The organism is Salinigranum halophilum, from assembly GCF_007004735.1.
Taxonomy (GTDB): Archaea; Halobacteriota; Halobacteria; order Halobacteriales; family Haloferacaceae; genus Salinigranum; species Salinigranum halophilum.
Genome location: NZ_SSNL01000005.1, coordinates 425,546 through 451,248, shown reverse-complemented (window position 1 = coordinate 451,248; position 25,703 = coordinate 425,546). Strand labels below are relative to the sequence as shown.

Below are 25,703 nucleotides of genomic sequence, written 5' to 3'. Positions count from 1 at the left end.
GCGACCCCCCGTCTCAGGCGACGACTGCGTACCGGACGAACAGCGCTCCGAAGAGGAGGCCGAAGAGCCCGAGATACCCCGCGAACAGGCGACCGTCCGGTGGAACGAGCACCCACAGCACCGGCCCGGCCGCCAGACAGGCGAGTCCGAACGCCGCGGCGACGGCTCGCACCGCTCGCGGCGCTCGCGTTCCCTCCTCGACGGCGGTGTCGTCGTCGGGCGTCGCCCGCGCCACCCCCGCGTTGACTGCGTCGCGGGCCGCCTCGGAGCACACGACGAACCGCGGCGTCGACGCGCCGACCCGCCCGGGGTGGTAGGTGACGACCATCACCACGAACCTCCCGAGTCGCCAGGAGCGGACGCGTCGAATCGCGTCGACCGGGACGGTGTGCCCGGCGTACGTCAGCTCCCCGGTGTCGCCGTCGACGACACCCTCCGACTGCAGTCCCGCCCCGACGACGAGGGCGGCGAAGCCCGCGACGACGCCACCGACGACGAGTTCGAAGCCGACGTCGGTCCACCACAGGCCGGCGACGCCGAGCCCCGTCCCGAGCAGTACGCTGGCGACGACGCGCCTCCGCGAGAGCGCGCGGACGGTCTCGTGGACCTCGGGCGGGGCGTTCCCCAGCGCGAACAGCGCGCGGCCACTCCCGACGCCGAGACCGACGAAGAGGGCGAGCACGAGCACGAAGAGGGCAATCTGGACGCCGCCGCTCCCGACGAGCGTCGCGCCCACGAGGACGACGAGACCACAGACTGGGCCGACGCCGAGGCCGACGGCGGTGTACACGAGGAGGCGGAGCGGGCGGGTCGTGGCGGGGCTGAACTCCCACTCGACTGTGGGCGGGTGGACCGACGAGGGGGGCACACGAGCGCTTCGGACGGCCGTGGATTAACCCTGCCGCCGTCCGGCCCGCCCGTCCCGTCGCCCACCATCCCCGTCAGCCGATTCCGCCCTCGTCCCGAAAACAGATATACGACGACGACGTACCTCTCCGCGATGCTGTTGGTCCTCTGTGTCGACCTCGACGACGACCTCGGTCGCAAGACTGGCTTCGAGACGCCGGTCGTCGGCCGAGACGCCGTCGAGACGGCTGCAGTCGCCCTGGCGACGGCCGACCCGGAGGACTCCGACATCAACGTGCTCTTCCAGGGCATCCACACCCACGACGACCTCCTCGCCGAGGGCGGCGAAGAGGTCGAGGTCGCGGCCGTCACCGGTATCGACGGCTCGGACGTGAAAGCGAACCGCGCCATCGGCGAGGAGATCGACGAGGTGCTCGCCGCCCTCCAGACCGGAGAGAACGTCCGCGCCATCGTCATCACCGACGGGGCACAGGACGAGTCGGTCCTCCCGGTCATCCGGTCGCGGGTGCCCATCGACGGGGTCCGACGCGTGGTCGTCCGACAGGCCCAGGACCTCGAATCGATGTACTACACGATGAAACAGGTGCTCGACGACCCCGAGACGCGGGGGACGATTCTCGTTCCGCTCGGGATTCTCCTCCTCATCTACCCGTTCGTCACCATCGCCTCGTACTTCGACGTCCCGGGTGCGGTCGTCTTGGGCCTCATCTCCGCCCTCCTGGGCCTGTACACGCTCTTTCGAGGGCTGGGCCTGGAGACGGTCGTCGACGACGTCGCCGAACGCGGGCGCAACCTCCTCTACGCCGGCCGCGCGACGCTCATCACCTACGTCGTCGCCGCCGCGCTCATGGTCGTCGGCGGCGTCCGCGGCTTCGAACTCCTCCGCACCGTCGACGCTGGCGTCCCGGGACAACTCGGCGTCGGCGTCGTCCTGGCCGCGGTCGTCCACGGGGCGGTCCAGTGGTTCGCCGCCGCTGGCATCACCTCCTCGCTGGGGCAGGTGACCGACGAGTACCTCGCCGACCGCTTCAAGTGGCGCTACCTCAACGCGCCCTTCTACGTGGTCGCCATCGCGGTCGTCCTCCACGCCCTCTCGGGGTTCTTCCTGCCGGCCGTGCCGGGGGCCACCTCGCTCTCGCTGACCGACCTCGCCGTCGCGCTCACGGCGGGGACGCTCCTCGGTGTGTTGAGTACGCTCGCGTTCGCCATCGCCGAGTCACGCTTTCCCACCGGCGTCGAGACCGACGCCTCCGCGTGACCGCCCCGTCCGGACCGTTGCGGGTGTCGCTTACCGCTCGCGGACGACGACGAACTCCGCGAGGTCACGCAGATAGCCCAGCGCCGCCGTCTCCTCGGGGTCGGCGTTTTCGAGCGCCGCGAGAGCCTGGTCGGCCTCCGCGCGCGCCCGCTCGTTCGCCTCCTCGGGCGCGATGCCGGTCACCTGCACCAGCGAGGGGCGGTCCATCGCCTCGTCCTGTCCGGTGGGTTTCCCCAGGTCGTCGGCGTCGGCCGTCGCGTCGAGGACGTCGTCGCGGATCTGAAAGGCCACTCCGACGCGCTCTGCGTACTCGCCGAAGGCCTCGACGGTCGCCATCTCTCCGCCCGCCGCGACGACGCCGAGTTCGGCCGCCGCGCGGAACAGGACGCCCGTCTTCCGGCGGGCGAGCGTCATGTACTCGTCGTCGGTCGTGGGCCGGGCGACGAGTTCTGTCGCCTCCCCCTCGCTCAGTTCGACCATCGCCTCCGCGACGATCTGTGTCGCCTGGTCGTCCACGGAGAGGAGGGCGAACGCCTCTCCCAGGAGGCCGTCCGAGCAGACGATGGCGGGACCGTAGCCGTACTCGGCCCACGCGCTCGGCTTCCCCCGTCGGACCCCGGAGCGGTCGATGATGTCGTCGATGACGAGCGAGGCGTTGTGGACGAGTTCGACCGCGACGGCGAAGTCCACGGCCGCCGAGGGTGCGCCGCCGACCGCCTCACACGAGAGGACGGTGACGGCAGGGCGGACCCGCTTGCCGCCGGAGAGCGCCACGTGTTCGAGCTCGTCGGACAGCTCGGGCGGGTCGACCGCCTCGACCACCTCTTCGAGTCGGTCGTTCACGAGCCCGACCCGGCGCTCCAGATACTCCATTGGCGGGTCTCAGGACGGCGGAGGCAAGTAGGTAACGGAACCGAGAGGTCTCTCGCCGTCGGCCTCGGTGTCCGAGCGATGGCTGTGACCGTGACGCGCGCCCATCGACGAGCCCGCTCGGTCGTGGCTCGAACCCACACGTCACTTTTTCCCCTCGTCGCCCTCACGTTTGACGTATGGTTACCCGTGCTCACGACCCCGAAGACTCGTTCGAAGGCACCGTCGACCTCCCGTCGACGGTCGACGAGGCGGCGGTCAGGCGGATGCAGTTCGTGCGGCGACTCCTCGACGACAGCGTCCGCGTCCCCGGGACCGACTTCCGCGTCGGGCTCGACCCGCTCTTGAGCGCGCTCCCGGGCAACGTCGGCGACGTCGTCGGGGCCGGGCTCTCGCTGTACATCGTCCTCGAATCCGCACGCCTCGGCGTCTCGTTCACCACCCTGCTTCGGATGCTCGCGAACGTCGCGGTCGACGTCGCGGTCGGTTCCGTCCCCGTCGTCGGCGTCCTCTTCGACGCGGTGTGGAAGGCCAACGCGCGGAACGTCGAGCTGGCGCTCGCCGACCTGGCCGCGGCCGACGAATCGCTCGACAGCGACGGTGATTCAGAAGCGGTCACGATCGAGGTAGCGTAGTGGCGTCACCCGGTCACCGGTCACCGCTCGCTCCCCGACCGCCGTTCGCGCTCGAGACGGTCGTTCGCTACCGGAACTGCTCGACGAGCGCGGGGACGACGTCGAAGAGGTCGCCCACGATGCCGTAGTCGGCGATGTCGAAGATAGGCGCGTTCGGGTCGGTGTTGATGGCGATGATGGTCTCCGCACCTTTCATCCCGGCGACGTGCTGGACCGCGCCTGAGATGCCGATGGCGAGGTAGACGTCGGGCGTGACCACCTTCCCGGACTGGCCCACCTGCCGGTTCTTCGGGAGCCAGCCGTTGTCGACGATGGGCCGCGAGGCGGAGAGCGTCGCGCCCATCGCGTCGGCGAGTTCCTCGACGAGTTCGATGTTCTCCTCCTCTTCGATGCCGCGGCCCACCGAGACGAGGACGTCGGCGTCGGCGATGTCGACGTCGCCACCGCCGACCTCCTCGAAGCCCGTGACGCGCGAGCGGACACGGGATTCGTCGACCGTCAGGTCGAACGCCTCGACGGCCGGCGACCCGTGGTCCTCCGTGGGGCCCCACTCGCCACCGCGAATCGTCACGGCGACCCGGTCGGCGTCCACGTCGACGGTCGTCTCGACCTTCGAGGCGTACATCTCTCGCGTCACGGTGAGACCGTCGTCCCACGCGAGCGCGACGGCGTCGCTCACGAGCGGGAGGCCGAGCGACGAGGCGACGGCGGGGGCGTAGTCGAGCCCGTTCACCGAGTTCGGCATCAGAAGCACCGTCGGGTCGACTTCGGCGTCGAGCGCCTCCAGCGCCTGCACGTACACGTCGTGGTTGAACTCCTCGCCGTGGGCGACCGTGTGGACGGTGTCGACGCCGTCGAGCGAGAGGTGCTCGGCGAAGGCCTCGACGTCGCCGGAGACGACCGCGACGTGCAGTTCCGCGTCGAGCGCTTCTGCGAGTTCACGCCCGGCGGTGACGAGTTCGTAGCTCACGTCGCGGAGTTCGCCTCGACGGTGGTCGGCGACGGCAAGCACCGTCATTCCGCACCCACCCCCTTCTCGCGGAGGACCGTCGCGAGTTCCGCGGCGGTCGTCTCAGCGTCACCCTCGAAGATGGTCGCGTCCGACTCGGTCTCGGGTTCGTACATCGCGGTCATGGAGAACGAACTCTCGACGGCGCTGGCGTCCAGCCCCAGGTCTGCGAGCGTCTTCGGCGCGATCTCCTTCGACTGCGCCTGGCGGATGCCGCGGAGTGAGGCGTACCGCGGCTCGTTGATACCCGTCTGGATGGTCAGGACCGCGGGAAGGTCGACTTCGGTGTGCTCTTCGACGCCGCCTTCGAGTTCGCGGTGGACCTTCGCCACGTCACCCTCGAGTTCCAGGTCGTTCACCACGGCGGCCCACTCGAACCCGATGCGCTCGGCGAGTGAGACGCCGGTCGCGCCGAAGCCGTCGTCGTTCGCCTGGACGCCGGTGAGCACGAGTTCGGGTTCCTCCTCGGCGACGACGGCCTCGAGGAGGCGCGCCTTCGCGTCGACGTCGAGCAGCCCTGCCGCCGCGATGTCGTCGTCCCACACCCTGACGGCGCGGTCGACGCCCTTCGCCAGCGCCATCCGAACCGTCTCCTCGGTCCGTTCGGGCCCGATGGTGACGCTCACCACCTCGTCGGCGTGGCCCGCTTCCTGGAGTTGAACGGCGGCTTCGACCGCGTACTCGTCCCACTCGTTCAGGTCGTACTCTAGATACTCGGAGGCGATGTCGAGGCCGTCGATTTCGAAGTCGTCGGCCGCCTCGGCGACCTCTTTTACGGTGACGAGAACCTTCATCATCGACCCTTCGCCTTCCTCGGCGCTAAATGGTTTCGAAAAAGGCACCGCGAGATGCGGTGGGTTTACTTCGAGTCTGAGTGATTTTTTCACCATGAATCCCGACTACCCTCGTGACGACGACGGCCGCGTCGACGTCGACACCCTCCTCGACGAGTTATCGCTCGCGGAGAAGGCGGGACAGTGCGCCGGCATCTACGTCGGTGAACTCGACGAACAGTTGAGCGTCGACGACGTCGAGGCGCGCATCGACAGCCACCACCTCGGTTCGGTGACCCCGTTCGGCTGGGCCGGGTCGCCACACGTCGACCCGCACGACGCCGCCGAAGTCGCGAACCGACTCCAGCGATACGCCGTCGAGGAGACGCGAGCGGGGATTCCGCTTCTCGTCCCCGTCGATGCGGTCCACGGCCACGCCTACGTCGACCACACCACCGTGTTCCCCCAGAACCTCGCGCTGGCGGCCACCTTCTCGCCCGACCTGGCCGAGCGCGTCGGACGAGTCACCGCGCGCGAGGCGCGCGCCACCGGCGTGACGACCAACTACGGGCCGACCTGTGACGTCGCCCGCGACCCCCGCTGGGGGCGCACCTTCGAGACGTTCGGCGAGTCGCCGACGCTCGTCGCCGAGATGGCCGCCGCGAAGGCCCGCGGTCTCCAGGGCGACGCGCTGGACACGGACGAGACGGTCGCGGCCACTGCCAAGCACTTCCCGGCGTACGGCGGCCCCCTCAGAGGGGAAGACGCGTCGCCGGTCGAGGTCTCCCGGACGACGTTCCACCGCGTCTTCGTCCCGCCCTTCTCGCGCGTGCTCGACGAAGGTGTCAGGAGCGTCATGCCCTGTTACAACTCCATCGACGGCGAACCCGCCCACGGGTCGACGCGGTTCCTCCGCGGCCAACTCCGTGCGGAACTGGGCTTCGACGGCGTCGTCGCCTCCGACTGGAACGGCGTCGAGATGCTCCACGCCGACCACCAGACGGCCGAGACCTCCCAGCGGGCGGTCGGCGACGCGCTCACCGCCGGCGTCGACATCGGCTCGGTGAACGGGACGCGCCACGCCGAGGCCATCGTCGACCTCGTCGACGCCGGTGACCTCGGCGAGGCGCTCCTCGACGAGGCCGTCCGGCGAGTCCTCGCGCTCAAGCGCGACCTGGGGCTGTTCGAATCTCCCCTCGTCGACACCGACCGCCTCGACTCCGTCCTCCGCAGCGAGGACCACACCGACCTCGCACACGAGGTCGCCCGCAGCGGTATCACGCTCCTCGAGAACGACGGTCTCCTCCCGCTCGACGGCGACGAGGACATCCTCCTGACGGGCCCCAACGCGGACGACCGCACGGCCCAGGTCGGCGGGTGGAGCGTCCTCGACCCGAGCGAGGGTGTGACATTCCGTGCGGCCCTCGCGGACGCCGCCGCCGTCACCTACGAACCCGGCGTGACCCACGACGGTGACGAGGACATCGACGCCGCCGTCGACGCCGCCCGCGACGCCGACGTCGCCGTCGTCGCGCTCGGTGAGGGCTGGTATCTCCACGAGTTCGGTCCGAGCGAGATGAGCCGCACGGAGACGGGGCGTTTCCCCTCCCGGCACCACTTCGAGCTGCCCCGCCCCCAGCGCGACCTCCTGGAGGCGGTCCACGCGACCGGCACGCCGACCGTCCTGGTCCTCTCGTCGGGCCGGCCGCTCCCGCTCCCCTGGGCGGCCGACACCCTCTCGGCCGTCCTGTTCACCCCGCCGAGCGGGACCGAGGGCGGCCGAGCGCTCGCGGACGTCCTCCTCGGTGCGGAGCCGGGCGGAGCGCTCCCCATCTCGTTCGCCCGGTCGGCGGCGCACCTCCCTACTCACCACGACTACGTCCGCCACCCCTGTCCCATCGGCGCACACGAACACCCGCCGTCGTACGACCCCCTGTACGCGTTCGGCCACGGACTGAGCTACGCAGACGTCGCGGTGACCGAGGCGACCGTCTCCGCGGAGACCGTCGACGCCGGCGAGTCAGTCAGCGTCTCCGTGACCGTCGAGAACCGGAGCGACCGCGCGGGCGACCAGGTCGTCCAGGCGTACCTCCGTGACGAGTACGCCTCGCGCGCGAAACCGGTCAGAGAACTCTGTGCGTTCGAGCGCGTCGAACTCGACGCCGGGGCGTCGAGGCAGGTCGAACTCTCGGTCGAACCGGACGCGATGGGTGTCGTCGGCCCTGACGGCGAGCGAACCGTCGAGCCCGGCGAGTTCACGCTCTCCCTCGGACGGTCGGCGACCGATGCCGAGGCTGTGCAACGCACGTTCTCGGTGGAGTAACCCCCGGCCTTCGGCCCCCGGCCGGACCGCCTACTCGTCCGCCGCGTCCTCGTCGGCGTCCGGAATCGAGATGAGGTTCTCGCGGCCGAGCCTGAGCTTCTCGACCCGACCCGCCTCGGCCATCGACGAGAGGAGCTGTGACACCTTCGCGTCCGACCAGCCGGTCTCCTTGACGATGTTCGCCTGCTTCATCCGCCCGCCGCGCTGTTCGAGGAGGTACTCGACGCGCTCTTCGTCCGAGAGCAGGTCGAAGTCCGGCTCCTCGTCCTCGGCGGGCGCTTCGGCGTCCTCCGCACCGGCGTCGACGCCAGGGCCTGGGCCCGGCCCCGGCTCTGGGCCCCGAGACGGGGATGTCGTCGAGGCGTCCGACGTCGACCCGGCGGTCGCTCCGGCGTCGTCGGGGGTCCGTTCGGGGCTCTCGGCCGTCGTCTCGCCGCCGTTCGTCATCGGGGTTCCGTTCCCCGTCGCGGACGCCGCCGACCGCCGGTCGCGCGAGCGGAGGAAGACCAGCGCGAGGACGACGACGACTGCGACGCCGCCGCCGACGATGAGCACCCACGGCAGTTCCGACTGGCCGCTCTCGCGGTAGGTGACCGAGAGCCGTTCCTCGCTGGTGAACTCCCGCGGCCCGTCGATGATGAGCGAGCCGTTCTGCTGCTGGATGGGGAAGCTCGTGCGGCTGATGACGTACCCCGGTGGGGTGACGACCGTCAGTCGCTGGTCGTCACCGAGCGACGAGAGCCACGTGCCGCCGTCGCTGGTGACGAACACGTCCCCGAGCTGGAGGGTCCCGTCGTCGCGGCGTTCGAGGAAGTTCGTCCAGGTGAACGACAGCCGGAGGACGCCCGTGACGGTCTCGTTCTCGGGCGTTCCCGTCGGTGTCGCCGTCGGTGTCACCGTCCCAGTCCCCGTGGCGGTCGCCGTCGTGTTCCGCTCGACGCTCGCCTCGCGCGCGACGTCGCGGATGACCATGTTCCGCCCCGTCGACTGTGCGGCCTCCGCTGCGATGGTCCGGAAGACGCTGGCGTCGAACCCGACGCTCGCCTGTCCGTTCTCGAACTCTGCGCCGAGCGCGCGGAACGCCTCGACTTCGTCCTCGCCGGCGAGCGCGTACCGATGCGTGACCGTCCATCGGGCGTCGGTGTCCCGCTCGAGTTGGACCCGTATCTCCGTCGCAGGGCGCATGTCCGACTCGACCTGCGCGACTGCGGGTGCCGTCGCGAGCGCGGTCGCTGATGCGGGTTCCTGTCCGTCGTCGACACCGGTGGGAACCAGGGCTGTTGCCGGTGCCGCGCCGGAGAGGATGATGAGGAGGGCGAGAGTGAGCGCGGCGCTCCGCATGTGCGTTCGTTCTCCTCATCGTGACGTCAAAACGCTTTCCATACCCGAAGCGGCGGGCGAATCTACGCGTTTTCGGACCGTGCTCGTGGCCGTCCACCAGGGGGTCCCGCTCGCATCGTCGCTGCACGCCGTGGTCACACCGCCGCCGGCGTGAGCGTTGAAGTACGAAGCCGCGACCAACGCAGCGTGACCCGACGTATGTCCGCTCGACTCACCGCTCGCGCCCGTGGACTCGCTCCCCTCACCGGTGTCCTCCTGCTCCTCGTCACGTTCGGCCTCGCCGTCACCGTCTCGGGGGCGGTCCTCGCCAGCGGGCACGGCGGCGTCTCGGACGGCGTCCCACTCCGTGCGTCCCTGTCACTCACCGTCGACGGTGACGAACTCAGGCTCACGCACCGCGGCGGCGACGCGCTCGACGTCACCGCCCTCCGATTCGTCGTGACCGTCGACGGCGACCCGCTGGCGCACCAGCCCCCCGTGCCGTTCTTCTCCGCGCGCGGCTTCCACGCGGGACCGACCGGACCGTTCAACAGCGCGTCGGACCCGCGGTGGACGGCCGGCGAGACGGCGAGCGTCCGCGTCGCCGGGACGAACCGACCGGTGCTCACGACCGGCGAGGTCGTCACCGTTCGCGTGTACACCGACGACGCACTGGTCGCCGATGCGTCGGTGCGGACGGGGTGATGACGGTTATCCGAACGGAATCTCGGGTCGAGAACTGCTGTCGTGGTCGGGAGCGAGACGCGCTACTCCTCGGGAGCGCGCGCGACGGTGACGATGGCGCGGGGCGACCCCGGACGACGCTGGAGGACGCGGTGTTCGATGTCGACGTAGCCGGCCGCCTCGAACATCCGCTGGGCCTCCTCCTCGTCGTAAAAGAGCATGATAGCGTCGGCGAGCTTCTGGAACACCGAGGATTTGGGGTCGTCCGGGCCGACGACGAGCACCTGGTTCCCCGGCTTCACGACCCGGCGGAACTCGACGAGTGCGTCGACGGGGTTCGGCCAGTACTCGATGGAGCCCGAAGACCAGACGACGTCGAACGTGTCGTCCTTGAACGGGAGCCGCTCGGCGTCGCCGCGGTAGAACTTCACGCGGTCGCGCTTGCCGAACTTCTCGAACGCCCTCTCCATCTGGTGGACCGACTGGTCGAGTCCGTGGACGTCGTCGGTGTGTTCGAGCAGCCCTTCGGTGGCGAAGCCCGTCCCACAGCCGACGTCGAGCACTCTGTCGTCGCGCTGGATGTCGATCATCGAGAGCGCCTCCGCGCGCATCTCGTCGTCCCAGATGAACGGGTTCACCTGGTCGTACACCTTCGAGAGGTACTTGTAGAAGAGGCGTGCCCGGGCCTTGTTCTCGAGGACTCCCATCTCGTGCCGGCTTAGGAGTCGTCTGGCATAACGGTGCGGATTTGTCGTGGGACGGGCGGCCGACGGACAACGACTTTGGTCGCAGGACCCATACCCCCCGTCGTGTCCGAGGCGTATCGCGGTGTCCCACGCGAGTGTTCCGCAAACACCTTATACGCCGCTTGCACACCTCACGGGTGATAGGAGTATGCCGAGACCAGAGGTTCTCGATCGAATCAAGCAGGCCGAACAGGAGGCCGACGAGATCGTCGCGGAGGCGGAGGCTGACCGCGAAGAGACGATCTCTGAGGCCCGAACAAAGGCCGAGCGTATCCGAGCGGAGGCCGAGGAGGAGGCCGACGAGCTCGCGGAGTCGCGGCTCGCCGAAGCCCGCGAGGAGATCGCCGCCGAGCGCGAGAGCCTCCTCGAAGAGGGGGCCGACGACCGCCAGCGGCTCCGCGACGAGGCCGAAGCGAACGTAGACGAGGCGGTCGAATACGCCATCGAACAGTTCGAGGAGGCGGTGAATGCTCAGACCTGAGCAGATGAGCAAAGTGTCGGTGACGGGCTCGAAGAAGGTCATGGACGACGTCGTCGAGACAGTCCACGACCTCAACTTGCTCCACGTCACCGAGTACGACGGTTCCTGGGACGGCTTCAAACAGGGCACCCCGGCGGCAAGTGCCGAATCCGCGTCGGAGAAACTCGTCACCATCCGCTCCATCGAGAGCATCCTCGACGTCGACGAGGAGGACGCCGGCCCGACGCGCGTCGTCTCCGACGAGGCGCTCGAGGCGGACCTCGCCGAGGTCCGAGGTCGCGTCAACGAACTCGACGACCGACAGAGCGATATCGAATCCGACCTCCGCGAGGTCGAAGAGCGAATCGAGTCGATGGAGCCGTTCGTCGCGCTCGGGATCGACCTCGACCTCCTCTCTGGGTACGAGTCAATCGAGGTGTCGGTGGGTGAGGGCAAGCGCGACACCGTCGAGGAAGCGCTCGTCTCCTCGTCGGCGGTCGAACACTACCGCATCTTCGCCGCCGACGACGGGTCGACGCTGGGCATCTTCGCTCGCACCTACGAGGGCGAGACCCTCTCTGACGCCCTCGTGGGCACGGAGTTCGGGCCCGTCCAGATTCCCGACATCTCCGACATCCCCGACGACGTGCGCGGGACGGACGGGTCGGTCTCCCCCGAGACGTACGTCCAGGAACTGCAGAGCCGTCGGAAGAAGTACCAGTCCCGACTGGAGACGGTCGAAGGCGAACTCGAAGAGGTCAAACTCGACGCCGCGGGCTTCCTGCTCGCGGCCGAGGAACGCCTCTCCATCGAGGTCCAGAAGACAGAGGCACCGCTGACCTTCGCGACGACGGACAACGCCTTCGTCGCCGAGGGGTGGATTCCCACCACGCGGTACGGCGACTTCGTCGCCGAACTCACCGACGCTGTCGGCGACCACGTCGAGATTCAGCGGCTCGAAGACGCGCAGTTCAACCGCCACGGCGGTGAGGAGCTTCGCGAGCAGTACTCCGGCGGCGGTGCGCCCGCGGCGGCCGACGGCGGTCAGCAGGCGCAGACCGACGGCGGCAAGGAAGCAAAGGCGGACGGTGGCAGCGTCGTCATGAAGAACGACGACCCGCCGGTCGTCCAGGACAACCCGGGCGTCGTCAAGCCGTTCGAGGTGCTCGTCAACGCGGTCGGCCGGCCGAAGTACACCGAGTTCGACCCGACGGTCCTCGTCTTCCTCACGTTCCCGGCGTTCTTCGGGTTCATGATCGGCGACCTCGGGTACGGGGTCGTGTACACCCTCATCGGGTACTTCCTCTACTCGAAGTTCGAGTCGCCGGCGTTCCGGTCGATGGGCGGGATCACCATCGCGGCCGGGCTGTTCACGATGCTGTTCGGTATCCTCTACGGCGAGCTATTCGGACTGCACACCATCGCGTCGGTCTTCTGGGAGGGTGTTGTCGGTCTCGAACACGCCCCGATAGAGAAGGGCCTCTCGCCGGCCACCGCCGAGTGGGCGCTGGCGTGGCTCTTCGTGAGCGTGCTCATCGGCATCGTCCACCTCAACATGGGCTGGATTCTCGACTTCATCGAGACCCTCGAGTTCCACGGCTTCAAACACGCGCTCTACGAGTCCGGTTCGTGGCTGCTGATGGTGAACGGTCTCTGGATCTGGATCTTCAGCGACGCCGTCCGGGGGACCGCTCCCGAGTTCATCTACACGACGTTCTCGAGCGAGGGCGTCATCGCGCTGGGCTTCTCCGGCTTCCCCGCCGTCGTCGGATTGGCGGGGCTCGCAGTGTTCGCGGTCGGACTCGTCCTCCTCATCATCGGCGAGCCTATCGAAGCCGTCGAGTTCCTGAACGTGCTCGTCAACGTGCTGTCGTACACCCGAATCGCCGCGGTGCTGCTGGCGAAGGCAGGGATGGCCTTTACGGTCAACCTGCTGTTCTTCGGCGTCTACGTCGACAGCAAGGGCGGGTGGCACTTCGGCGTCGACGGGATGCCGACCATCCCGGCCGGGGCCGACACCGTGATGTACCACGGCTACGAGGTCACCGAGGTCATGTTCGGCGGCCTCGTCCACGGTGGCCTGGCGTTCGTGCTCGTCGGCTTCCTCGTCCTCGTCATCGGTCACGCGCTCGTGCTGGCGCTCGGTGTCACGAGTGCCGGCCTGCAGGCGGTGCGTCTCGAGTACGTCGAGTTCTTCAACAAGTTCTTCGACGGCGGTGGGACGCCGTACGAGCCGTTCGGGTACGAGCGGAAGTACACGTCCGACGACTGACGCACCTCCGTTCCCTCCTGTTCGCCCCCCGCTGCGGGCTCGCCCCGCGACCAGATGTAACTCCGTTTTCAGCCGAATCGGGCGCTGTCGACGTCTTTTGGGAAGCTTTATGATGACCCTGCCTCCACACACGAACGTTCGGAGACGACCAAACGGACACCACTGAGATATACCACACAACCATGATTGACGCTGCAACCCAGCTGGCGAACGTCGTACTGCAGGAAGGCTCATCCGCTCCCGCGATCCCCGCTCAGGCCGCTGCCGCACTGGCAGTCGGACTGGCTGCCTTCGGTGCGGGCTACGCCGAGCGTGGTATCGGTGCCGCCGCGGTCGGTGCGGTCGCCGAGGACGAGAACCTCTTCGTGCAGGGACTCATCTTCACAGTCCTTCCGGAGACGCTCGTTATTCTCGCGCTCGTCGTCGTCTTCCTGGTCGGGTAAGCACCCCCTTTCCCTTTACCAATGAGTCTGGACACAGTTGTCGAGGACATTCGAGACGAAGCCCGCGCGCGTGCCGAGGAGATTCGTACGGAGGGCGAAGAGCGCGCTGACGAGATCGTTTCCGAGGCGGAAGCCGACGCCGAGGCGATCATCGAAGAGCGCGAACGGGAGGTCGAACGGACGATCGCCCAGGAGCGCGAACAGGCGCTCTCGGCAGCCAAACTCGAGGCCAAACAGGAGCGCCTCGAGGCTCGCCGCGACGCCTTGCAGACCGTGCGAGAGCAGGTCGAAGCGGAGCTGGCCGAACTCGCCGGCGACAAGCGCGAGGAGCTCACCCGAGCGCTGATCGACGCGTCGGCCGCGGAGTTCGACGACGCGGAGGTCGTCGTCCACGGCCGCGCCGCGGACGAAGCGCTGCTCGAGGAGATCCTCGCCGATTACGAGGGCTTCTCGCTCGGTGACGACGCCGTCGACTGTCTCGGCGGCGTCATCGTCGAGGCGGAGACGTCGCGCGTCCGGGTGGACAACACCTTCGACTCGCTCCTCGACACCGTCTGGGAGAACAACCTGAAGGACGTCAGCGGCATCCTTTTCGACCAATGAGCAAAGCCGGCAGCTCGAATCCGGAGTACGTCAACGCCCGTGTTCGAGCCCGTCGGAGCGCGCTCTTCGCGGACGAGGACTACCGCAAACTCGTGCGGATGAGCACGGCCGAAATCGCCCGGTTCATGGAGGAGTCGACGTACGAAGAGGAGGTCAACGCCCTGGGTGCGCGGCACTCGGGTGTCGACCTCGTCGAGTACGCGCTGAACCGCAACCTCGCGAAGCAGTTCGACGACATCCTCGACTGGGCGAACGGACGGCTGTACGACCTCATCGCGCGGTACCTGCGGAAGTTCGACGCGTGGAACGTCAAGACCGTCATCCGCGGCATCTACTCGGACACCTCGCGAGCGGACGTCGAAGCCGACCTCATCCGCGCCGGTGAGTTCGACGAACGGCTCGTCAACCGGCTGCTGGAAGCGACCAGCATCGAGGAGGTCATCGACACCCTCGACCGGACCATCTTCGGCTCCGCGCTCGAGGCGGCGTTCGAGGAGTACGAGTCCGCGGGCGTGTTGGTCCCCCTCGAGAACGCCGTCGACCGCGTCTTCTACGAGAACCTCCTCTCGGAGGTCCGATGGGACGAGGCGACCCAGCAGTATCGCGACATCCTGCTGGCCGAGGTCGACTTCCGGAACGCGCGAAACGCCCTGCGGCTGGCCCGCAGCGGCGCGGACATCGACCCGGCGGAGTACTACATCGACGGCGGGCAGCTGTTCACCCGCGCGGAGCTGAGCGGGCTGGCGTCGAACCTCGACGAACTCGTCCAGCGTATCCGCGACTCGACGTACGGCGACGACCTCTCCGACGCGCTCAACGACTTCGAGGAGGCCGAGAGCCTCATCGCGTTCGAGCGGGCGCTGGAGACGGCGCTCTTGGAGTACTCGTCCAGCCTGGGGAACGTCTTCCCGCTCTCGGTGAGCCCGGTCATCTCGTACATCCTGGCGAAGGAGCGCGAGGTCGACAACATCCGGGCCATCGCGCGAGCCCGCGAGGCCGGCCTCTCCCCCGAGCAGATCGAGGAGGAACTGGTGATACTATGAGTCAGGAGATTGCCGTGGTCGGCAGCCCCGACTTCACCACGGGCTTTCGCCTCGCGGGCGTCCGGAAGTTCCGGAACGTCCCCGACGAGGAGAAGGACGAATCGCTCGACGAGGCCGTTATGGAGACGCTCGACGACGACGAGGTCGGCATCATCGTGATGCACGACGACGACATGGACCACCTGTCCCGGCAGGCTCGACAGGCCGTCGAGGGGAGCATCGAACCGGTGCTCGTCACTCTCGGCGGCGGCGCCGGCGCGGGCGGCCTCCGCGAACAGATCAAACGAGCCATCGGTATCGACCTAATGGACGAATAACACATGAGTCAGGCAACACAGGACGTCCGAGAGGACGGCATCATCGAGAGCGTGAGTGGTCCGGTCGTACAGGCCGTCGACCTCGACGCCCGGATGAACGACGTCGTCTACGTGGGCGACGAAGGGCTGATGGGCGAAGTCATCGAGATCGAAGGCGACATCACGACCATCCAGGTGTACGAGGAGACCTCCGGCGTCGGCCCGGGCGAACCCGTCGAGAACACGGGCGAGCCGCTGACGGTCGACCTGGGGCCGGGACTGCTGGACTCCATCTACGACGGTGTCCAGCGGCCCCTCGACGTCCTCGAATCCAAGATGAACAGTGCGTTCCTCGACCGCGGCGTCGACGCCCCCGGCATCGACCTCGAGAAGGAGTGGGCCTTCGAGCCCACCGTCGAGGTCGGTGACGAGGTCGAATCCGGTGACGTCGTCGGCGTCGTCGAGGAGACGGTGAGCATCGACCACAAGGTCATGGTGCCCCCCGGCTCCGAGGGCGGCGTCGTCGAAGCCGCGGAAGCGGGCGACTTCAACGTCGAAGAGGCGGTCGTCACCCTCGAGAGCGGCGAGGAGATCACGATGCACCAGGAGTGGCCGGTCCGTTCGGCCCGGCCGAGCGTGGAGAAGCAGACCCCGACCGAACCGCTCGTGTCGGGGCAGCGCATCCTCGACGGCCTGTTCCCCATCGCGAAGGGTGGGACGGCCGCGATTCCCGGTCCGTTCGGCTCCGGAAAGACCGTCACCCAGCACCAGCTCGCGAAGTGGGCCGACGCCGACATCGTCGTCTACGTCGGCTGTGGCGAGCGCGGTAACGAGATGACCGAGGTCATCGAGGACTTCCCCGAACTGGACGACCCGAAGACGGGGAACCCGCTCATGGCCCGCACGTCGCTCATCGCCAACACGTCGAACATGCCCGTCGCCGCACGCGAATCGTGCGTGTACACGGGCATCACCATCGCGGAGTTCTACCGCGACATGGGGTACGACGTGGCGCTGATGGCCGACTCCACCTCCCGGTGGGCCGAGGCCATGCGCGAGATCTCCTCCCGACTGGAGGAGATGCCCGGCGAGGAGGGCTACCCCGCCTACCTCTCCGCGCGCCTCTCGCAGTTCTACGAGCGTGCCGGCTACTTCGAGAACATCAACGGCACCGAGGGCTCTATCTCGGTCATCGGGGCCGTCTCGCCGCCCGGCGGCGACTTCTCCGAGCCGGTCACGCAGAACACCCTGCGTATCGTGAAGTGCTTCTGGGCGCTCGACGCCGACCTCGCCGAGCGTCGGCACTTCCCCTCCATCAACTGGAACGAGTCGTACTCCCTGTACCGCGAACAGCTCGACCCCTGGTTCCAGGACAACGTCACCGACGAGTGGTCGGAGATCCGCCAGTGGGCGGTCGACACCCTCGACGAGGAGGCCGAACTCCAGGAGATCGTCCAGCTGGTCGGGAAGGACGCCTTGCCGGAGGACCAGCAGCTCACCCTCGAGGTGGCCCGCTACCTCCGCGAGGCGTACCTCCAGCAGAACGCGTTCCACCCGACGGACACCTACTGCGAACCGGCGAAGACGTACGGTATCCTCACCGCCATCAAGACGTTCAACGACGAGGCGTTCGACGCCCTCGGCGCGGGCGTCCCGGTGCCCGAGATCACGTCTATCGAGGCCGCTCCGCGGCTGAACCGCATCGGTGTCCAGGAGGACTGGGAGGAGTACATCGAGGAGCTCAAAGACGACCTCGCGTCGCAGCTCCGGGAGAAGTACTAACATGAAGAAGTACCAGACTATCACCGAGATCAGCGGTCCGCTGGTGTTCGCCGAGGTCGACCAGCCGATCGGGTACGACGAGATCGTCGAGATCGAGACGCCCGACGGCGACACCAAGCGCGGCCAGGTGCTCGAGTCCTCGGAGGGCGTCGTCGCCATCCAGGTGTTCGAGGGCACTACCGGTATCGACAAGAACGCGTCCGTCACCTTCCTCGGCGAGACGCTGAAGATGCCCGTCACCGAGGACCTCCTCGGCCGGGTCCTCGACGGCTCGGGTCAGCCCATCGACGGCGGCCCCGAGATCGTCCCCGACGAGCGTCGCGACATCGTCGGTGCCGCCATCAACCCCTACTCCCGGGAGTACCCCGAGGAGTTCATCCAGACGGGCGTGTCGGCCATCGACGGCATGAACACGCTGGTTCGGGGCCAGAAGCTGCCCATCTTCTCCGGCTCTGGGCTGCCGCACAACGACCTCGCACTGCAGGTCGCCCGGCAGGCGACCGTCCCTGAAGAGGACGAAGGCGGCGAAGGCTCCGAGTTCGCTGTCATCTTCGGCGCGATGGGTATCACCGCTGAGGAGGCCAACGAGTTCATGGAGGACTTCGAGCGAACGGGCGCACTCGAGCGCTCCGTGGTCTTCATGAACCTCGCGGACGACCCTGCCGTCGAGCGGACGGTCACGCCGCGACTCGCCCTCACCACGGCCGAGTACCTCGCGTTCGACAAGGGCTACCACGTCCTGGTCATCCTCACGGACATGACGAACTACTGTGAGGCGCTGCGCGAGATCGGTGCCGCCCGCGAGGAGGTGCCGGGTCGCCGTGGCTACCCCGGGTACATGTACACCGACCTGGCGACGCTGTACGAGCGCGCCGGCCGTATCCAGGGTCGTGAGGGCTCCGTCACGCAGATTCCCATCCTCACGATGCCGGGTGACGACGACACGCACCCGATTCCGGACCTGACCGGGTACATCACCGAGGGACAGATCTACGTCGACCGGAATCTCAACTCCCAGGGCGTCCAGCCCCCGGTCAACGTGCTTCCGTCGCTCTCCCGGCTGATGGACGACGGAATCGGCGAAGGCCTCACCCGCGAGGACCACGCCGACGTCTCCGACCAGATGTACGCCGCGTACGCGGAGGGTGAGGACCTCCGCGACCTGGTGAACATCGTCGGTCGCGAGGCACTCAGCGAACGAGACAACAAGTACCTCGACTTCGCCGAGCGCTTCGAGGACGAGTTCGTCGACCAGGGCTTCACCACCGAACGCTCTATCGACGAGACCCTCGACATCGGCTGGGACCTCCTGTCGATGCTCCCGAAAGAGGAGCTCAACCGCATCGACGAGGAACTCATCGAGAAGTACTACCGCGAGGACGAGTCGGCCGAGACCGTCGAGGCCGAGGCGTAACGCGTCTCGCACTTTCTCTCCGCCCGCCGATTCGTTCGCGAGCGATAGCGACACGGCCCGAACGAACGTCGGCTGTCTCGCCGCCGCGCGACGGGGCCGTTGCCGCGAAAACTATTCGCCCCTTCGTCACGAGGTGTGGGTATGACCGACGCGACCGACGTGGAGACGCCCGACGCCGTCCGTCTGGGTGACGCCGGGGACGACGTCTCCAGTGCGACCGTCGTCCTCGTGACGTCGGACGAGGAGACCCGGTCGCGCGCAATGACACCGCTCTCCGAAGTCTTCGGCACCGACGGCGTCAGGAGTCTCGACGACCTCGACGCGCTCTCACCCACGCCGGCGGCTCGCTGTCTCGTCGTCGCGGACAACGTCGTCGACGACGTCGCCGCGCTCGTCGCCGACTACCCGGAGACGGCCATCGTCGTCCTGTCGACGGACCTGGCGGTGGAGTACGTGGCGACGGCACTCGATGCCGGCGCGGCGGACGTCGTCCCCGTCGACGACTCGAACCGCTTCGCCCGCCTGGGTGAGCGCGTCGCGGCCGTCGTCGCCTGGAGCGAACTCCGCCCCGAGGCGACGGCACGCATCACGGAGGAGTTGAAAGAGCAGGCGATGGACGAGGCCCCGGTCGGTATCACCATCGCCGACTTCTCACTCCCCGACAGACCGCTGGTGTACGTCAATCGGGCGTTCTGCCGGACGACCGGGTACACCAGTTCGGAAGCGCTCGGGCGTAACTGCCGCTACCTGCAGGGCCCCGACACCGACCCCGAGTCGGTGGCGGAGCTTCGGCGTGCGGTCGACGCCGGCGAGCCGACGTCCGTCGAACTCCTCAACTACCGCCGCGACGGGTCGGAGTTCTGGAACCGGGTCGACATCGCCCCCATCAAGAACGGCGACGGCGAGGTCACCCACTACGTGGGGTTCCAGACGGACATCACCGCGCGCGTGCGCGCCGAGGAGGCGGCCGAGCGCTACGCCGCGGCCGCCAACCGCGAACGCGAGCGGCTCCAGGGCCTGCTCGAGCACATCGAGGGCCTCTTGGAGGAGGTCACCGGCGTCCTCGTCCGCGCGAAGAGTCGTGCGGAACTCGAACGCGGCGTCTGCGAGCGGGTGGCCGATGCCCCCTCGTACGCGTACGCCTGGGTCGGCGACTGCGACCTCGCGCCCGACACCGTCGTCCCGAAGGTGTGGACGGACGGTGAGGTCAGCGTCGAGGACGTCGTCATCGACCGCGACGAGGCGGCTGACCCCGTCGCGCGAGCGGTTTCGACACGGCAGCCGCAGTCGGCAGCGCTCGCCGACGAACGAGGCGGCCACCCCGCCGACCTCCCGTTCGAGGGGGTCGTCGCGGTGCCGCTGCTCCACCGGGAGACGCTCTACGGCGTTCTCGTGGTGTACACCCACAGCGCCTCGGTGGAGGAGCACGAACTGGTCGTCCTCGGAACGGTCGGCCGGGCCGTTGGTGCGGCGATCGACGCGTTCGAGAGCCGGCGGACGCTGCTGACCGAGAGCGTGGTCGAACTCCAGGTCGTCGTCGACGACCCCGCCGCCCCACTGGTCGCGCTCGCCGTCGAGGCGGAGTGTTCGCTCGCCTCGGAGGGCGTCGTCGTCCGCGACGACGGGACGATTCTCCTGTTCGTCTCCGTGACGCCGCCGGAGACCGCCCTCGACACCGTCTCGATACCGGGCATCGAGGAGGTCCGACGTATCGGCGACACTACCGAGACCGGGGTGTTCGAGGTCGTGCTCCCCGCCCGCTCGAACCTCTCACTCGTCGCCGAGACGGGCGGTCGCCTGACCGACCTCACCGTCGACCCGCAGGACCGCTCGCTCACGCTCACTGTGACTGTCGCCGACCGCTCGACCGGACGGGCGCTGCTCGACGGGCTCAAATCGGTCTCGGCGAGCGTCCGGGTAGGTCGCATCCGCGAGCGCGACACCCCGCCCGCCACCCGTCGCGGCTTCGTCGCCGACGTCGAAGAGGTCCTGACGGAGAAACAGCGTACCGCGCTCCAGCTCGCACACGTCGGGGGTTTCTTCGAGTGGCCCCACGGCATCTCGGGCGACGAACTCGCCGACGCGATGGGTGTCTCGCGGTCGACGTTCCACCAGCACCTCCGCGCGGCGGAGAAGAAGCTCGTCTCCCGGTTCCACCAAGACGACTCGTGAGCTGTCCTCGGACGTTCTAGGTGATTCTAGGTGGTTCTAGTCGGCTTAGGACATCCCAACTAGTTCGGTATCCGCGTTATGTTCTCACACACTAACGTCCGTCTGCAATGGCAACTCCAGGCGCAGAATCCATCTGGCTGTGGCTCGGTACCGCTGGGATGACTCTCGGGACGTTCTACTTCATCGCCCGTGGCTGGGGCGTCGAAGACGAGGAACAGCAACGGTTCTACCTCATCACCATCTTCATCACGGCCATCGCCTCCGCGGCGTACTTCGCGATGGCCACGGGCTTCGGCCTCACGCAGGTGACGGTCAACGGCCAGGTGCTCGACATCTACTGGGGACGGTACGCCGACTGGCTGTTCACGACGCCGCTGCTCTTACTCGACCTCGCGCTGTTGGCGCGGGCCAGTAAGAACACCATCTACACGCTCGTCGGACTCGACGTCCTGATGATCGGGACGGGTGTCATCGGCGCGCTCGCCGCCTCGTCGGCGTTCATCCGCATCGTCTGGTGGGCGATCAGCACTGTGTTCCTGCTGTTCCTCCTGTACTTCCTCATCCGCACGCTCAGCGAGGCCGCGACGAGGCAGTCCCCGGAGGTCCGGAAGCTGACGACGACGCTCCGGAACATGCTCATCGTGCTCTGGCTGGCGTACCCCGTGGTGTGGATCCTCGGCACCGAGGGCACCATCGGCATCATTCCCCTCTACTGGGAGACGGCGGCGTTCATGGTGCTGGACCTGACCGCGAAGGTCGGCTTCGGGTTCGTCCTCCTGCGGAGCCACTCGGTCCTCGAAGCGGCGATGCAGTCGACCACTGCTGGCGCGACGGCCGACTGACACCGGCACCCCGGCCCTGACAACCGTTCTTTGGACGTTCCACAGCCCCATCACATGACTGTACACCGCTCGACCCCGACTCGGAGCCGACCGTGATTCGACTCAGCTACCTCGCGTTTCACGCCGTGTTCGTCGTCCCCCCGCTGGTGGTTCTCGCCGCCGTCGCGTGGCGTCGGCGGGCGCGACTGGACCGGGACGCGTGGCGGGCGCGTGGCCTCGGACTGGTGGTACTGGCGCTCGTCGCACTCGTCTACACGACGCCGTGGGACAACTACCTCATCGAACGCGGCGTCTGGTGGTACGGCGACGGGACCGTCGTCGCGACTGTCTGGCTCGCGCCGGTCGAGGAGTACCTGTTCATGCTGCTCCAGCCGGTCCTGGCCGTGCTGTGGGTCTCGCTCCTCGCCCCACCGAACCCGGGTGCGGTCTCGGTCACGCTCCGACAGCGAGCCGTCGGCGTCGCCGCCGGGGGTCTCGTGCTCCTCGTCGGCGTGGTGCTCCTTCGGGACGCCCCGACGTACTACCTGGGTGCGATTCTCGCCTGGGCCGGCCCCGTCCTCGCCCTCCAGTGGGGGTTCGGCTGGCCCGTGCTGTGGGCGACCCGACGAACTCTCGCTCTCGGCGTGGGCGTCCCCACCCTGTACCTCTGGGCGGCCGACTGGGTCGCCATCGACGTCGGCGTGTGGGTCATCTCGGAGACGTACACCACCGGTGTGACGCTGTTCGGCCTCCCGGTCGAGGAGGCGGTGTTCTTCCTCGTGACGAACCTGTTCGTCGTCCAGGGGCTGTTCTTGTTCCTCTGGGTGCTCGAGCGGTGGGGGTGGACGAGCCAGGTGGCCGCCCCTGTCACCCCGTCGGCACCCTCGGAGACGACGTGGGTTCACGACCGAACCGTCCGCGCGGACGACGTCCGCGCACCGGCCTCCGAGCGGCGCTAGCGCGTTCGTTCGGCCCGTCACGTGAAACGGGGCCGGAAGCGACAGTAAAAGGTTAACACCCCGGGCGAACAACACCCGACAAGAATGGCCGAAGACGTCAAACCGACGCGAAAGAACCTGATGGCCATCGAGGACCGCATCGAACTCTCCGAGCGCGGTCACGACACGCTCGAACAGAAGCGTGACGGCCTCATCATGGAGTTCATGGACATCCTCGACCAGGCACAGGACGTCCGGTCGGAGCTCTCCGACGACTACCAGACCGCCCAGCACAAGATCAACATGGCCCGCGCCATGGAGGGCGACGTCGCGGTCCGCGGAGCCGCGGCCGCGCTCAAAGAGCACCCCGAGATCACGACCCAGTCGAAGAACATCATGGGCGTCGTCGTCCCGCAGATCGAGTCCTCGCGCGTGAAAAAGAGCCTCGACCAGCGTGGCTACGGGCTGCTCGGCTCGTCGGCGCGGATCGACGAGGCGGCCGACGCCTACGAGGAACTCTTAGAGACCATCATCCTCGCCGCCGAGGTGGAGACGGCGATGAAGAAGATGCTCGAAGAGATCGAGACGACGAAGCGCCGCGTCAACGCACTCGAGTTCAAACTCCTGCCCGACCTCTACGAGAACAAGGAGTACATCGAGCAGAAGCTCGAAGAACAAGAGCGCGAGGAGATCTTCCGCCTGAAGAAGATCAAGGCGAAGAAGGAAGAAGAAGAGAAGAAAGAACGCGAGCAGGAAGCGACCGAAGTCGCGGCCGAGGACGTCGAGCGCGTCTCGGCCGACGACTGAACCGGCCGCGCTCACGCCCACGCCACCTGCCGTCACGACGGACGGGTTTTTGTCCGTTCACCTCCCGTTTTCTCCTATGTCCTGCCCCGCCTGTGACGGCGAGCAGCGCTCGTTCGCCGTTCCGCCGTCGCTCCGCCCGTACGCCCCCGACACCGCCGCGTGGGCGAGTCTCTGTACGACCTGCCTCCGGGTGGTCGCTGCCGATGCGAACGACGTCGCGGACGCGGACGCGGACGCGACCGTCGAGTGGGAACCACTCCCGACTGGCGAGGCGGGCGTGGCCGTGGCCCTCCTGCTCGGCCTCCTCGACTCGCTCGCGCTCCGCCGTGCCGACGTGACCGCGCTCCTCGAACACGCCGAGGCGGCCGGCGGCGACCCGTTCCTCACGCTCGACCGCCTCTCCGAGATGGCCGCGTCGGGCCCCCTCGAACCACACGTCGACCTCGACCACCGCACCGCCCAACTCGCCTCGCTGGTCGACTGACCGTCTCAGGTCGCTTCGAACTCGTCGGTGAACTCCGTCGCGGCCGCCCGATACCGCCGATACACCGCCTCGGCCCACTCGACGGCATCGTCGCTGTCGTTCGTGAGGACGCCGACGAGCGTCTCTTCGGCGTCGTAAACCGCGAGGGCGACGCTCGTCTCCCCGTTCGCGTTCGCGATGAAGAGCCCGAACGGGACCGACGAGGCCTCGAAGGCCCGGTAACGCCCCGTCCCGGCCATCTCACGGCGGTCTTCGTCGTGTTCCTCTCTGATGAACGCGGCGACGTTCGGCGCGTAGACGACCTCCAGCGTCGCGGCCGTCTCGACGACCAGCCGGTACGCGGCCGTCGGTGCGGAGGTGTCGGTGACGGTCCGCGAGAGCGCGGCGACGCTCTCGGCTCCCTCGACGACGGACATCGCCGCTCGGAGCGCCTGCCGTCCCGCCGCTTCGCTGGCTCGGTAGACGGTCGCCCCGGCGAGAAACTCGTGTGCGACTTCCGCGTCCGCCGGGAGCACTCGGAGGACGTCAGCCGTGCGGGAGACGTCGGCGGTTGCGCCGTGATAGCGCCGAACCGAGTCAGCCGCGAGTCGCCCCGCGCCTGTCGCGACGACCCGCCCGTCGTCACGCCGGACGAGCCCGTGCGCCGTCAGCGTCTTCAGCGTCCGGTCGACCGTCGACCGCGAGACGCCGAGCGCTTCGACGAGCGCCGGCTTCGTCGACGGGTCGTCGCCGAGATGTGTGAGGACGCCTGCACGCTGGTCGAGCACGCGCCGGAGCCGACTGCCGTGGTCGGTGGTCGGCTCTGGGTCCGCTCCGTCACTCGGTTTCCGCTCCGCCATCTGGCCCCTCCTCGGCATCCTCGTCAGTGGTGCCTCCGATCCGGAAGTCGTCGGTGAACTCGGTCGCCGCCGCGACCTGGTCTTCGAACGTCTCTCTCGCCCACTCGACGGCCGCGTCGGTGTCGTTGAGAATCGTCCCGCGAATCGTCTTCGAATCGTTGTAGATCAGCACGCCAGCGGTCGTTCCGGCGTCGCTGTCGATGATATAGAGTTCGTGCGGGAGGCTGTCGGTCTCGAACGCCCGAAACCGGCCGGTCGCCGCCATCTCGTGATGTGGCTGAAAGTACTCCTCTCGGAGGTGTTCGGCGAGGCTCGACGTGTAGACGACCGACCCCTGTCCGCCGCGTTCGGTGATCATTCGGTAGAACTGGTCGGCGGCCGCGGAGTCGTTGATGGCGCTCGCGCAGGCGCGCATTCGGGTTCCCTGGGCGATGAGTGCGGTAATCTCGTTGGCCGGCCGGCCCGTCGCGGGCGGTTCGCTCCGGTACGCTGTCGCGCCGTCGAGCATCTCGTGGCTGACCTCCGCCGACGGTGGGAGCTCCGCGAGAAGGTCGCCGAACTCGACGACGTGCGCCGTCTCCTCGCAGTACTGGCGGTACGAGTCGTACGCCAGCCGGCCGGCGAGTGTCGCCGTCACCGTCCCCCCGCTCCGCCGGACGAGTCCGGTCGACTCCAGCTGTCGGACGCCCCGGTCGATCGTCGACCGCGAGACGTCGAGCGTGTCCGTGAGCTCGCCCTTCGTTCGTTCGCTCCTCAACAGCGTCGACAAGATATCGGCTCGTTGACTCAGCAACTGTCGTACGTCCGACGGGCTCCCGTCCCCCCGCATCACCCGTTCACAGGA

Annotated in this window: 25 protein-coding genes; 17 read left to right on the top strand and 8 right to left on the bottom strand. The window is 68.1% G+C overall.

The genetic code is table 11. The annotated features are described in order from the left end of the window. Positions 1 to 13 precede the first annotated feature (13 nt). Positions 14 to 868 carry a hypothetical protein gene (locus E6N53_RS14465; protein WP_142860287.1) on the bottom strand — a complete coding sequence of 285 codons (855 nt, stop codon included), beginning with the start codon at positions 866 to 868 and terminating at the stop codon, positions 14 to 16. A 132-nt stretch (positions 869 to 1,000) separates the two neighbouring features. On the opposite strand from E6N53_RS14465, the gene E6N53_RS14460 reads away from it, so the two are divergent. Further along, positions 1,001 to 2,125, top strand: coding sequence for a DUF373 family protein (locus E6N53_RS14460; RefSeq protein WP_142860286.1), 1,125 nt, complete (start codon positions 1,001 to 1,003; stop codon positions 2,123 to 2,125). Positions 2,126 to 2,155: 30 nt separating this feature from the next. Here E6N53_RS14460 and E6N53_RS14455 read toward each other — a convergent pair whose 3' ends face one another. Continuing rightward, positions 2,156 to 2,998 carry a polyprenyl synthetase family protein gene (locus E6N53_RS14455; protein ID WP_142860285.1) on the bottom strand — a complete coding sequence of 281 codons (843 nt, stop codon included), beginning with the start codon at positions 2,996 to 2,998 and terminating at the stop codon, positions 2,156 to 2,158. A 176-nt stretch (positions 2,999 to 3,174) separates the two neighbouring features. On the opposite strand from E6N53_RS14455, the gene E6N53_RS14450 reads away from it, so the two are divergent. Beyond that, positions 3,175 to 3,630 (top strand): DUF4112 domain-containing protein, encoded by a 456-nt coding sequence (locus E6N53_RS14450; RefSeq protein ID WP_142860284.1) that lies wholly within the window; start codon positions 3,175 to 3,177, stop codon positions 3,628 to 3,630. Between the two features lie 67 nt (positions 3,631 to 3,697). Here the strand turns inward: E6N53_RS14450 and E6N53_RS14445 are convergent, their stop codons facing one another. Both E6N53_RS14445 and E6N53_RS14440 read right to left on the bottom strand, forming a co-directional pair. Continuing rightward, positions 3,698 to 4,648: an electron transfer flavoprotein subunit alpha/FixB family protein gene (locus tag E6N53_RS14445; RefSeq protein ID WP_142860283.1), complete on the bottom strand. Its 951-nt coding sequence runs from the start codon at positions 4,646 to 4,648 to the stop codon at positions 3,698 to 3,700. Beyond that, on the bottom strand, positions 4,645 to 5,433 hold the full coding sequence (locus tag E6N53_RS14440) for an electron transfer flavoprotein subunit beta/FixA family protein (protein ID WP_142860444.1): 789 nt from the start codon (positions 5,431 to 5,433) through the stop codon (positions 4,645 to 4,647). Before E6N53_RS14440 ends, E6N53_RS14445 begins: the two co-directional genes overlap by 4 nt. A gap of 94 nt (positions 5,434 to 5,527) precedes the next feature. Between E6N53_RS14440 and E6N53_RS14435 the strand changes: the two genes are divergently transcribed. Beyond that, positions 5,528 to 7,735, top strand: coding sequence for a glycoside hydrolase family 3 N-terminal domain-containing protein (locus E6N53_RS14435; protein ID WP_142860282.1), 2,208 nt, complete (start codon positions 5,528 to 5,530; stop codon positions 7,733 to 7,735). A gap of 30 nt (positions 7,736 to 7,765) precedes the next feature. Here the strand turns inward: E6N53_RS14435 and E6N53_RS14430 are convergent, their stop codons facing one another. Beyond that, a complete protein-coding gene (locus E6N53_RS14430; protein ID WP_142860281.1) occupies positions 7,766 to 9,076 on the bottom strand; it encodes a helix-turn-helix transcriptional regulator in 1,311 nt (436 codons plus the stop codon). A gap of 198 nt (positions 9,077 to 9,274) precedes the next feature. On the opposite strand from E6N53_RS14430, the gene E6N53_RS14425 reads away from it, so the two are divergent. Beyond that, positions 9,275 to 9,760 (top strand): type IV pilin, encoded by a 486-nt coding sequence (locus E6N53_RS14425; RefSeq protein WP_142860280.1) that lies wholly within the window; start codon positions 9,275 to 9,277, stop codon positions 9,758 to 9,760. A 62-nt stretch (positions 9,761 to 9,822) separates the two neighbouring features. Here E6N53_RS14425 and E6N53_RS14420 read toward each other — a convergent pair whose 3' ends face one another. Continuing rightward, complete coding sequence (locus E6N53_RS14420; protein WP_142860279.1) at positions 9,823 to 10,446, bottom strand: methyltransferase domain-containing protein; 624 nt, start codon at positions 10,444 to 10,446, stop codon at positions 9,823 to 9,825. 187 nt (positions 10,447 to 10,633) lie between these two features. Here E6N53_RS14420 and ahaH point away from each other — a divergent pair, with 187 nt between their 5' ends. The 13 genes from ahaH (at position 10,634) to E6N53_RS14355 (ending at position 24,020) form a co-directional block, all read left to right on the top strand. Further along, complete coding sequence (gene ahaH / locus E6N53_RS14415; RefSeq protein ID WP_136590791.1) at positions 10,634 to 10,966, top strand: ATP synthase archaeal subunit H; 333 nt, start codon at positions 10,634 to 10,636, stop codon at positions 10,964 to 10,966. Next, positions 10,953 to 13,217, top strand: a complete 2,265-nt coding sequence (locus E6N53_RS14410) for a V-type ATP synthase subunit I (RefSeq protein ID WP_142860278.1) — start codon at positions 10,953 to 10,955, stop codon at positions 13,215 to 13,217. Before ahaH ends, E6N53_RS14410 begins: the two co-directional genes overlap by 14 nt. A 182-nt stretch (positions 13,218 to 13,399) precedes the next feature. After that, positions 13,400 to 13,660: a F0F1 ATP synthase subunit C gene (locus tag E6N53_RS14405; protein WP_136590789.1), complete on the top strand. Its 261-nt coding sequence runs from the start codon at positions 13,400 to 13,402 to the stop codon at positions 13,658 to 13,660. A gap of 21 nt (positions 13,661 to 13,681) precedes the next feature. Continuing rightward, positions 13,682 to 14,263 carry a V-type ATP synthase subunit E gene (locus tag E6N53_RS14400; protein ID WP_136603180.1) on the top strand — a complete coding sequence of 194 codons (582 nt, stop codon included), beginning with the start codon at positions 13,682 to 13,684 and terminating at the stop codon, positions 14,261 to 14,263. Beyond that, positions 14,260 to 15,306, top strand: a complete 1,047-nt coding sequence (locus E6N53_RS14395) for a V-type ATP synthase subunit C (protein WP_142860277.1) — start codon at positions 14,260 to 14,262, stop codon at positions 15,304 to 15,306. The genes E6N53_RS14400 and E6N53_RS14395 overlap by 4 nt, the downstream gene beginning before the upstream one ends. Beyond that, the gene (locus E6N53_RS14390; protein WP_136590786.1) at positions 15,303 to 15,623 is read left to right on the top strand and encodes a V-type ATP synthase subunit F; all 321 of its coding nucleotides are present in this window, start codon (positions 15,303 to 15,305) and stop codon (positions 15,621 to 15,623) included. The genes E6N53_RS14395 and E6N53_RS14390 overlap by 4 nt, the downstream gene beginning before the upstream one ends. A gap of 3 nt (positions 15,624 to 15,626) precedes the next feature. Continuing rightward, the gene (locus tag E6N53_RS14385) at positions 15,627 to 17,384 is read left to right on the top strand and encodes an ATP synthase subunit A (RefSeq protein WP_142860276.1); all 1,758 of its coding nucleotides are present in this window, start codon (positions 15,627 to 15,629) and stop codon (positions 17,382 to 17,384) included. 1 nt (position 17,385) lies between these two features. Then, on the top strand, positions 17,386 to 18,798 hold the full coding sequence (locus E6N53_RS14380; protein WP_136603177.1) for an ATP synthase subunit B: 1,413 nt from the start codon (positions 17,386 to 17,388) through the stop codon (positions 18,796 to 18,798). 141 nt (positions 18,799 to 18,939) lie between these two features. Continuing rightward, complete coding sequence (locus E6N53_RS14375; RefSeq protein ID WP_236642367.1) at positions 18,940 to 20,970, top strand: bacterio-opsin activator domain-containing protein; 2,031 nt, start codon at positions 18,940 to 18,942, stop codon at positions 20,968 to 20,970. A gap of 107 nt (positions 20,971 to 21,077) precedes the next feature. Then, positions 21,078 to 21,812 carry a bacteriorhodopsin gene (locus E6N53_RS14370; protein WP_136603176.1) on the top strand — a complete coding sequence of 245 codons (735 nt, stop codon included), beginning with the start codon at positions 21,078 to 21,080 and terminating at the stop codon, positions 21,810 to 21,812. A gap of 92 nt (positions 21,813 to 21,904) precedes the next feature. Beyond that, positions 21,905 to 22,750: a lycopene cyclase domain-containing protein gene (locus E6N53_RS14365; RefSeq protein ID WP_142860275.1), complete on the top strand. Its 846-nt coding sequence runs from the start codon at positions 21,905 to 21,907 to the stop codon at positions 22,748 to 22,750. 84 nt (positions 22,751 to 22,834) lie between these two features. Then, entirely contained in the window at positions 22,835 to 23,536 is a 702-nt protein-coding gene (locus E6N53_RS14360) for a V-type ATP synthase subunit D (RefSeq protein WP_136590781.1), read from the top strand. 76 nt (positions 23,537 to 23,612) lie between these two features. Next, positions 23,613 to 24,020 carry a DUF6276 family protein gene (locus E6N53_RS14355; protein WP_142860274.1) on the top strand — a complete coding sequence of 136 codons (408 nt, stop codon included), beginning with the start codon at positions 23,613 to 23,615 and terminating at the stop codon, positions 24,018 to 24,020. A gap of 5 nt (positions 24,021 to 24,025) precedes the next feature. Here the strand turns inward: E6N53_RS14355 and E6N53_RS14350 are convergent, their stop codons facing one another. Then, on the bottom strand, positions 24,026 to 24,859 hold the full coding sequence (locus E6N53_RS14350; RefSeq protein WP_161596567.1) for a helix-turn-helix transcriptional regulator: 834 nt from the start codon (positions 24,857 to 24,859) through the stop codon (positions 24,026 to 24,028). Beyond that, positions 24,837 to 25,688, bottom strand: a complete 852-nt coding sequence (locus tag E6N53_RS14345) for a helix-turn-helix transcriptional regulator (protein ID WP_142860271.1) — start codon at positions 25,686 to 25,688, stop codon at positions 24,837 to 24,839. The genes E6N53_RS14350 and E6N53_RS14345 overlap by 23 nt, the downstream gene beginning before the upstream one ends. Positions 25,689 to 25,703: the final 15 nt, after the last annotated feature.

Excerpts from the sequence above, each read along its gene's own strand:
- E6N53_RS14445 (WP_142860283.1), bottom strand. The coding sequence starts at position 4,648 with ATGACGGTGCTTGCCGTCGCCGACCACCGTCGAGGCGAACTCCGCGAC.
- E6N53_RS14400 (WP_136603180.1), top strand. The coding sequence starts at position 13,682 with ATGAGTCTGGACACAGTTGTCGAGGACATTCGAGACGAAGCCCGCGCG.
- E6N53_RS14420 (WP_142860279.1), bottom strand. The coding sequence starts at position 10,446 with ATGGGAGTCCTCGAGAACAAGGCCCGGGCACGCCTCTTCTACAAGTAC.
- E6N53_RS14385 (WP_142860276.1), top strand. The coding sequence starts at position 15,627 with ATGAGTCAGGCAACACAGGACGTCCGAGAGGACGGCATCATCGAGAGC.
- E6N53_RS14440 (WP_142860444.1), bottom strand. The coding sequence starts at position 5,433 with ATGAAGGTTCTCGTCACCGTAAAAGAGGTCGCCGAGGCGGCCGACGAC.
- E6N53_RS14390 (WP_136590786.1), top strand. The coding sequence starts at position 15,303 with ATGAGTCAGGAGATTGCCGTGGTCGGCAGCCCCGACTTCACCACGGGC.
- E6N53_RS14380 (WP_136603177.1), top strand. The coding sequence starts at position 17,386 with ATGAAGAAGTACCAGACTATCACCGAGATCAGCGGTCCGCTGGTGTTC.
- E6N53_RS14350 (WP_161596567.1), bottom strand. The coding sequence starts at position 24,859 with ATGGCGGAGCGGAAACCGAGTGACGGAGCGGACCCAGAGCCGACCACC.
- E6N53_RS14450 (WP_142860284.1), top strand. The coding sequence starts at position 3,175 with ATGGTTACCCGTGCTCACGACCCCGAAGACTCGTTCGAAGGCACCGTC.
- E6N53_RS14355 (WP_142860274.1), top strand. The coding sequence starts at position 23,613 with ATGTCCTGCCCCGCCTGTGACGGCGAGCAGCGCTCGTTCGCCGTTCCG.
- E6N53_RS14375 (WP_236642367.1), top strand. The coding sequence starts at position 18,940 with ATGACCGACGCGACCGACGTGGAGACGCCCGACGCCGTCCGTCTGGGT.
- E6N53_RS14395 (WP_142860277.1), top strand. The coding sequence starts at position 14,260 with ATGAGCAAAGCCGGCAGCTCGAATCCGGAGTACGTCAACGCCCGTGTT.
- E6N53_RS14435 (WP_142860282.1), top strand. The coding sequence starts at position 5,528 with ATGAATCCCGACTACCCTCGTGACGACGACGGCCGCGTCGACGTCGAC.
- E6N53_RS14405 (WP_136590789.1), top strand. The coding sequence starts at position 13,400 with ATGATTGACGCTGCAACCCAGCTGGCGAACGTCGTACTGCAGGAAGGC.
- E6N53_RS14360 (WP_136590781.1), top strand. The coding sequence starts at position 22,835 with ATGGCCGAAGACGTCAAACCGACGCGAAAGAACCTGATGGCCATCGAG.
- E6N53_RS14410 (WP_142860278.1), top strand. The coding sequence starts at position 10,953 with ATGCTCAGACCTGAGCAGATGAGCAAAGTGTCGGTGACGGGCTCGAAG.
- E6N53_RS14425 (WP_142860280.1), top strand. The coding sequence starts at position 9,275 with ATGTCCGCTCGACTCACCGCTCGCGCCCGTGGACTCGCTCCCCTCACC.
- ahaH (WP_136590791.1), top strand. The coding sequence starts at position 10,634 with ATGCCGAGACCAGAGGTTCTCGATCGAATCAAGCAGGCCGAACAGGAG.
- E6N53_RS14370 (WP_136603176.1), top strand. The coding sequence starts at position 21,078 with ATGGCAACTCCAGGCGCAGAATCCATCTGGCTGTGGCTCGGTACCGCT.
- E6N53_RS14345 (WP_142860271.1), bottom strand. The coding sequence starts at position 25,688 with ATGCGGGGGGACGGGAGCCCGTCGGACGTACGACAGTTGCTGAGTCAA.
- E6N53_RS14430 (WP_142860281.1), bottom strand. The coding sequence starts at position 9,076 with ATGCGGAGCGCCGCGCTCACTCTCGCCCTCCTCATCATCCTCTCCGGC.
- E6N53_RS14455 (WP_142860285.1), bottom strand. The coding sequence starts at position 2,998 with ATGGAGTATCTGGAGCGCCGGGTCGGGCTCGTGAACGACCGACTCGAA.
- E6N53_RS14460 (WP_142860286.1), top strand. The coding sequence starts at position 1,001 with ATGCTGTTGGTCCTCTGTGTCGACCTCGACGACGACCTCGGTCGCAAG.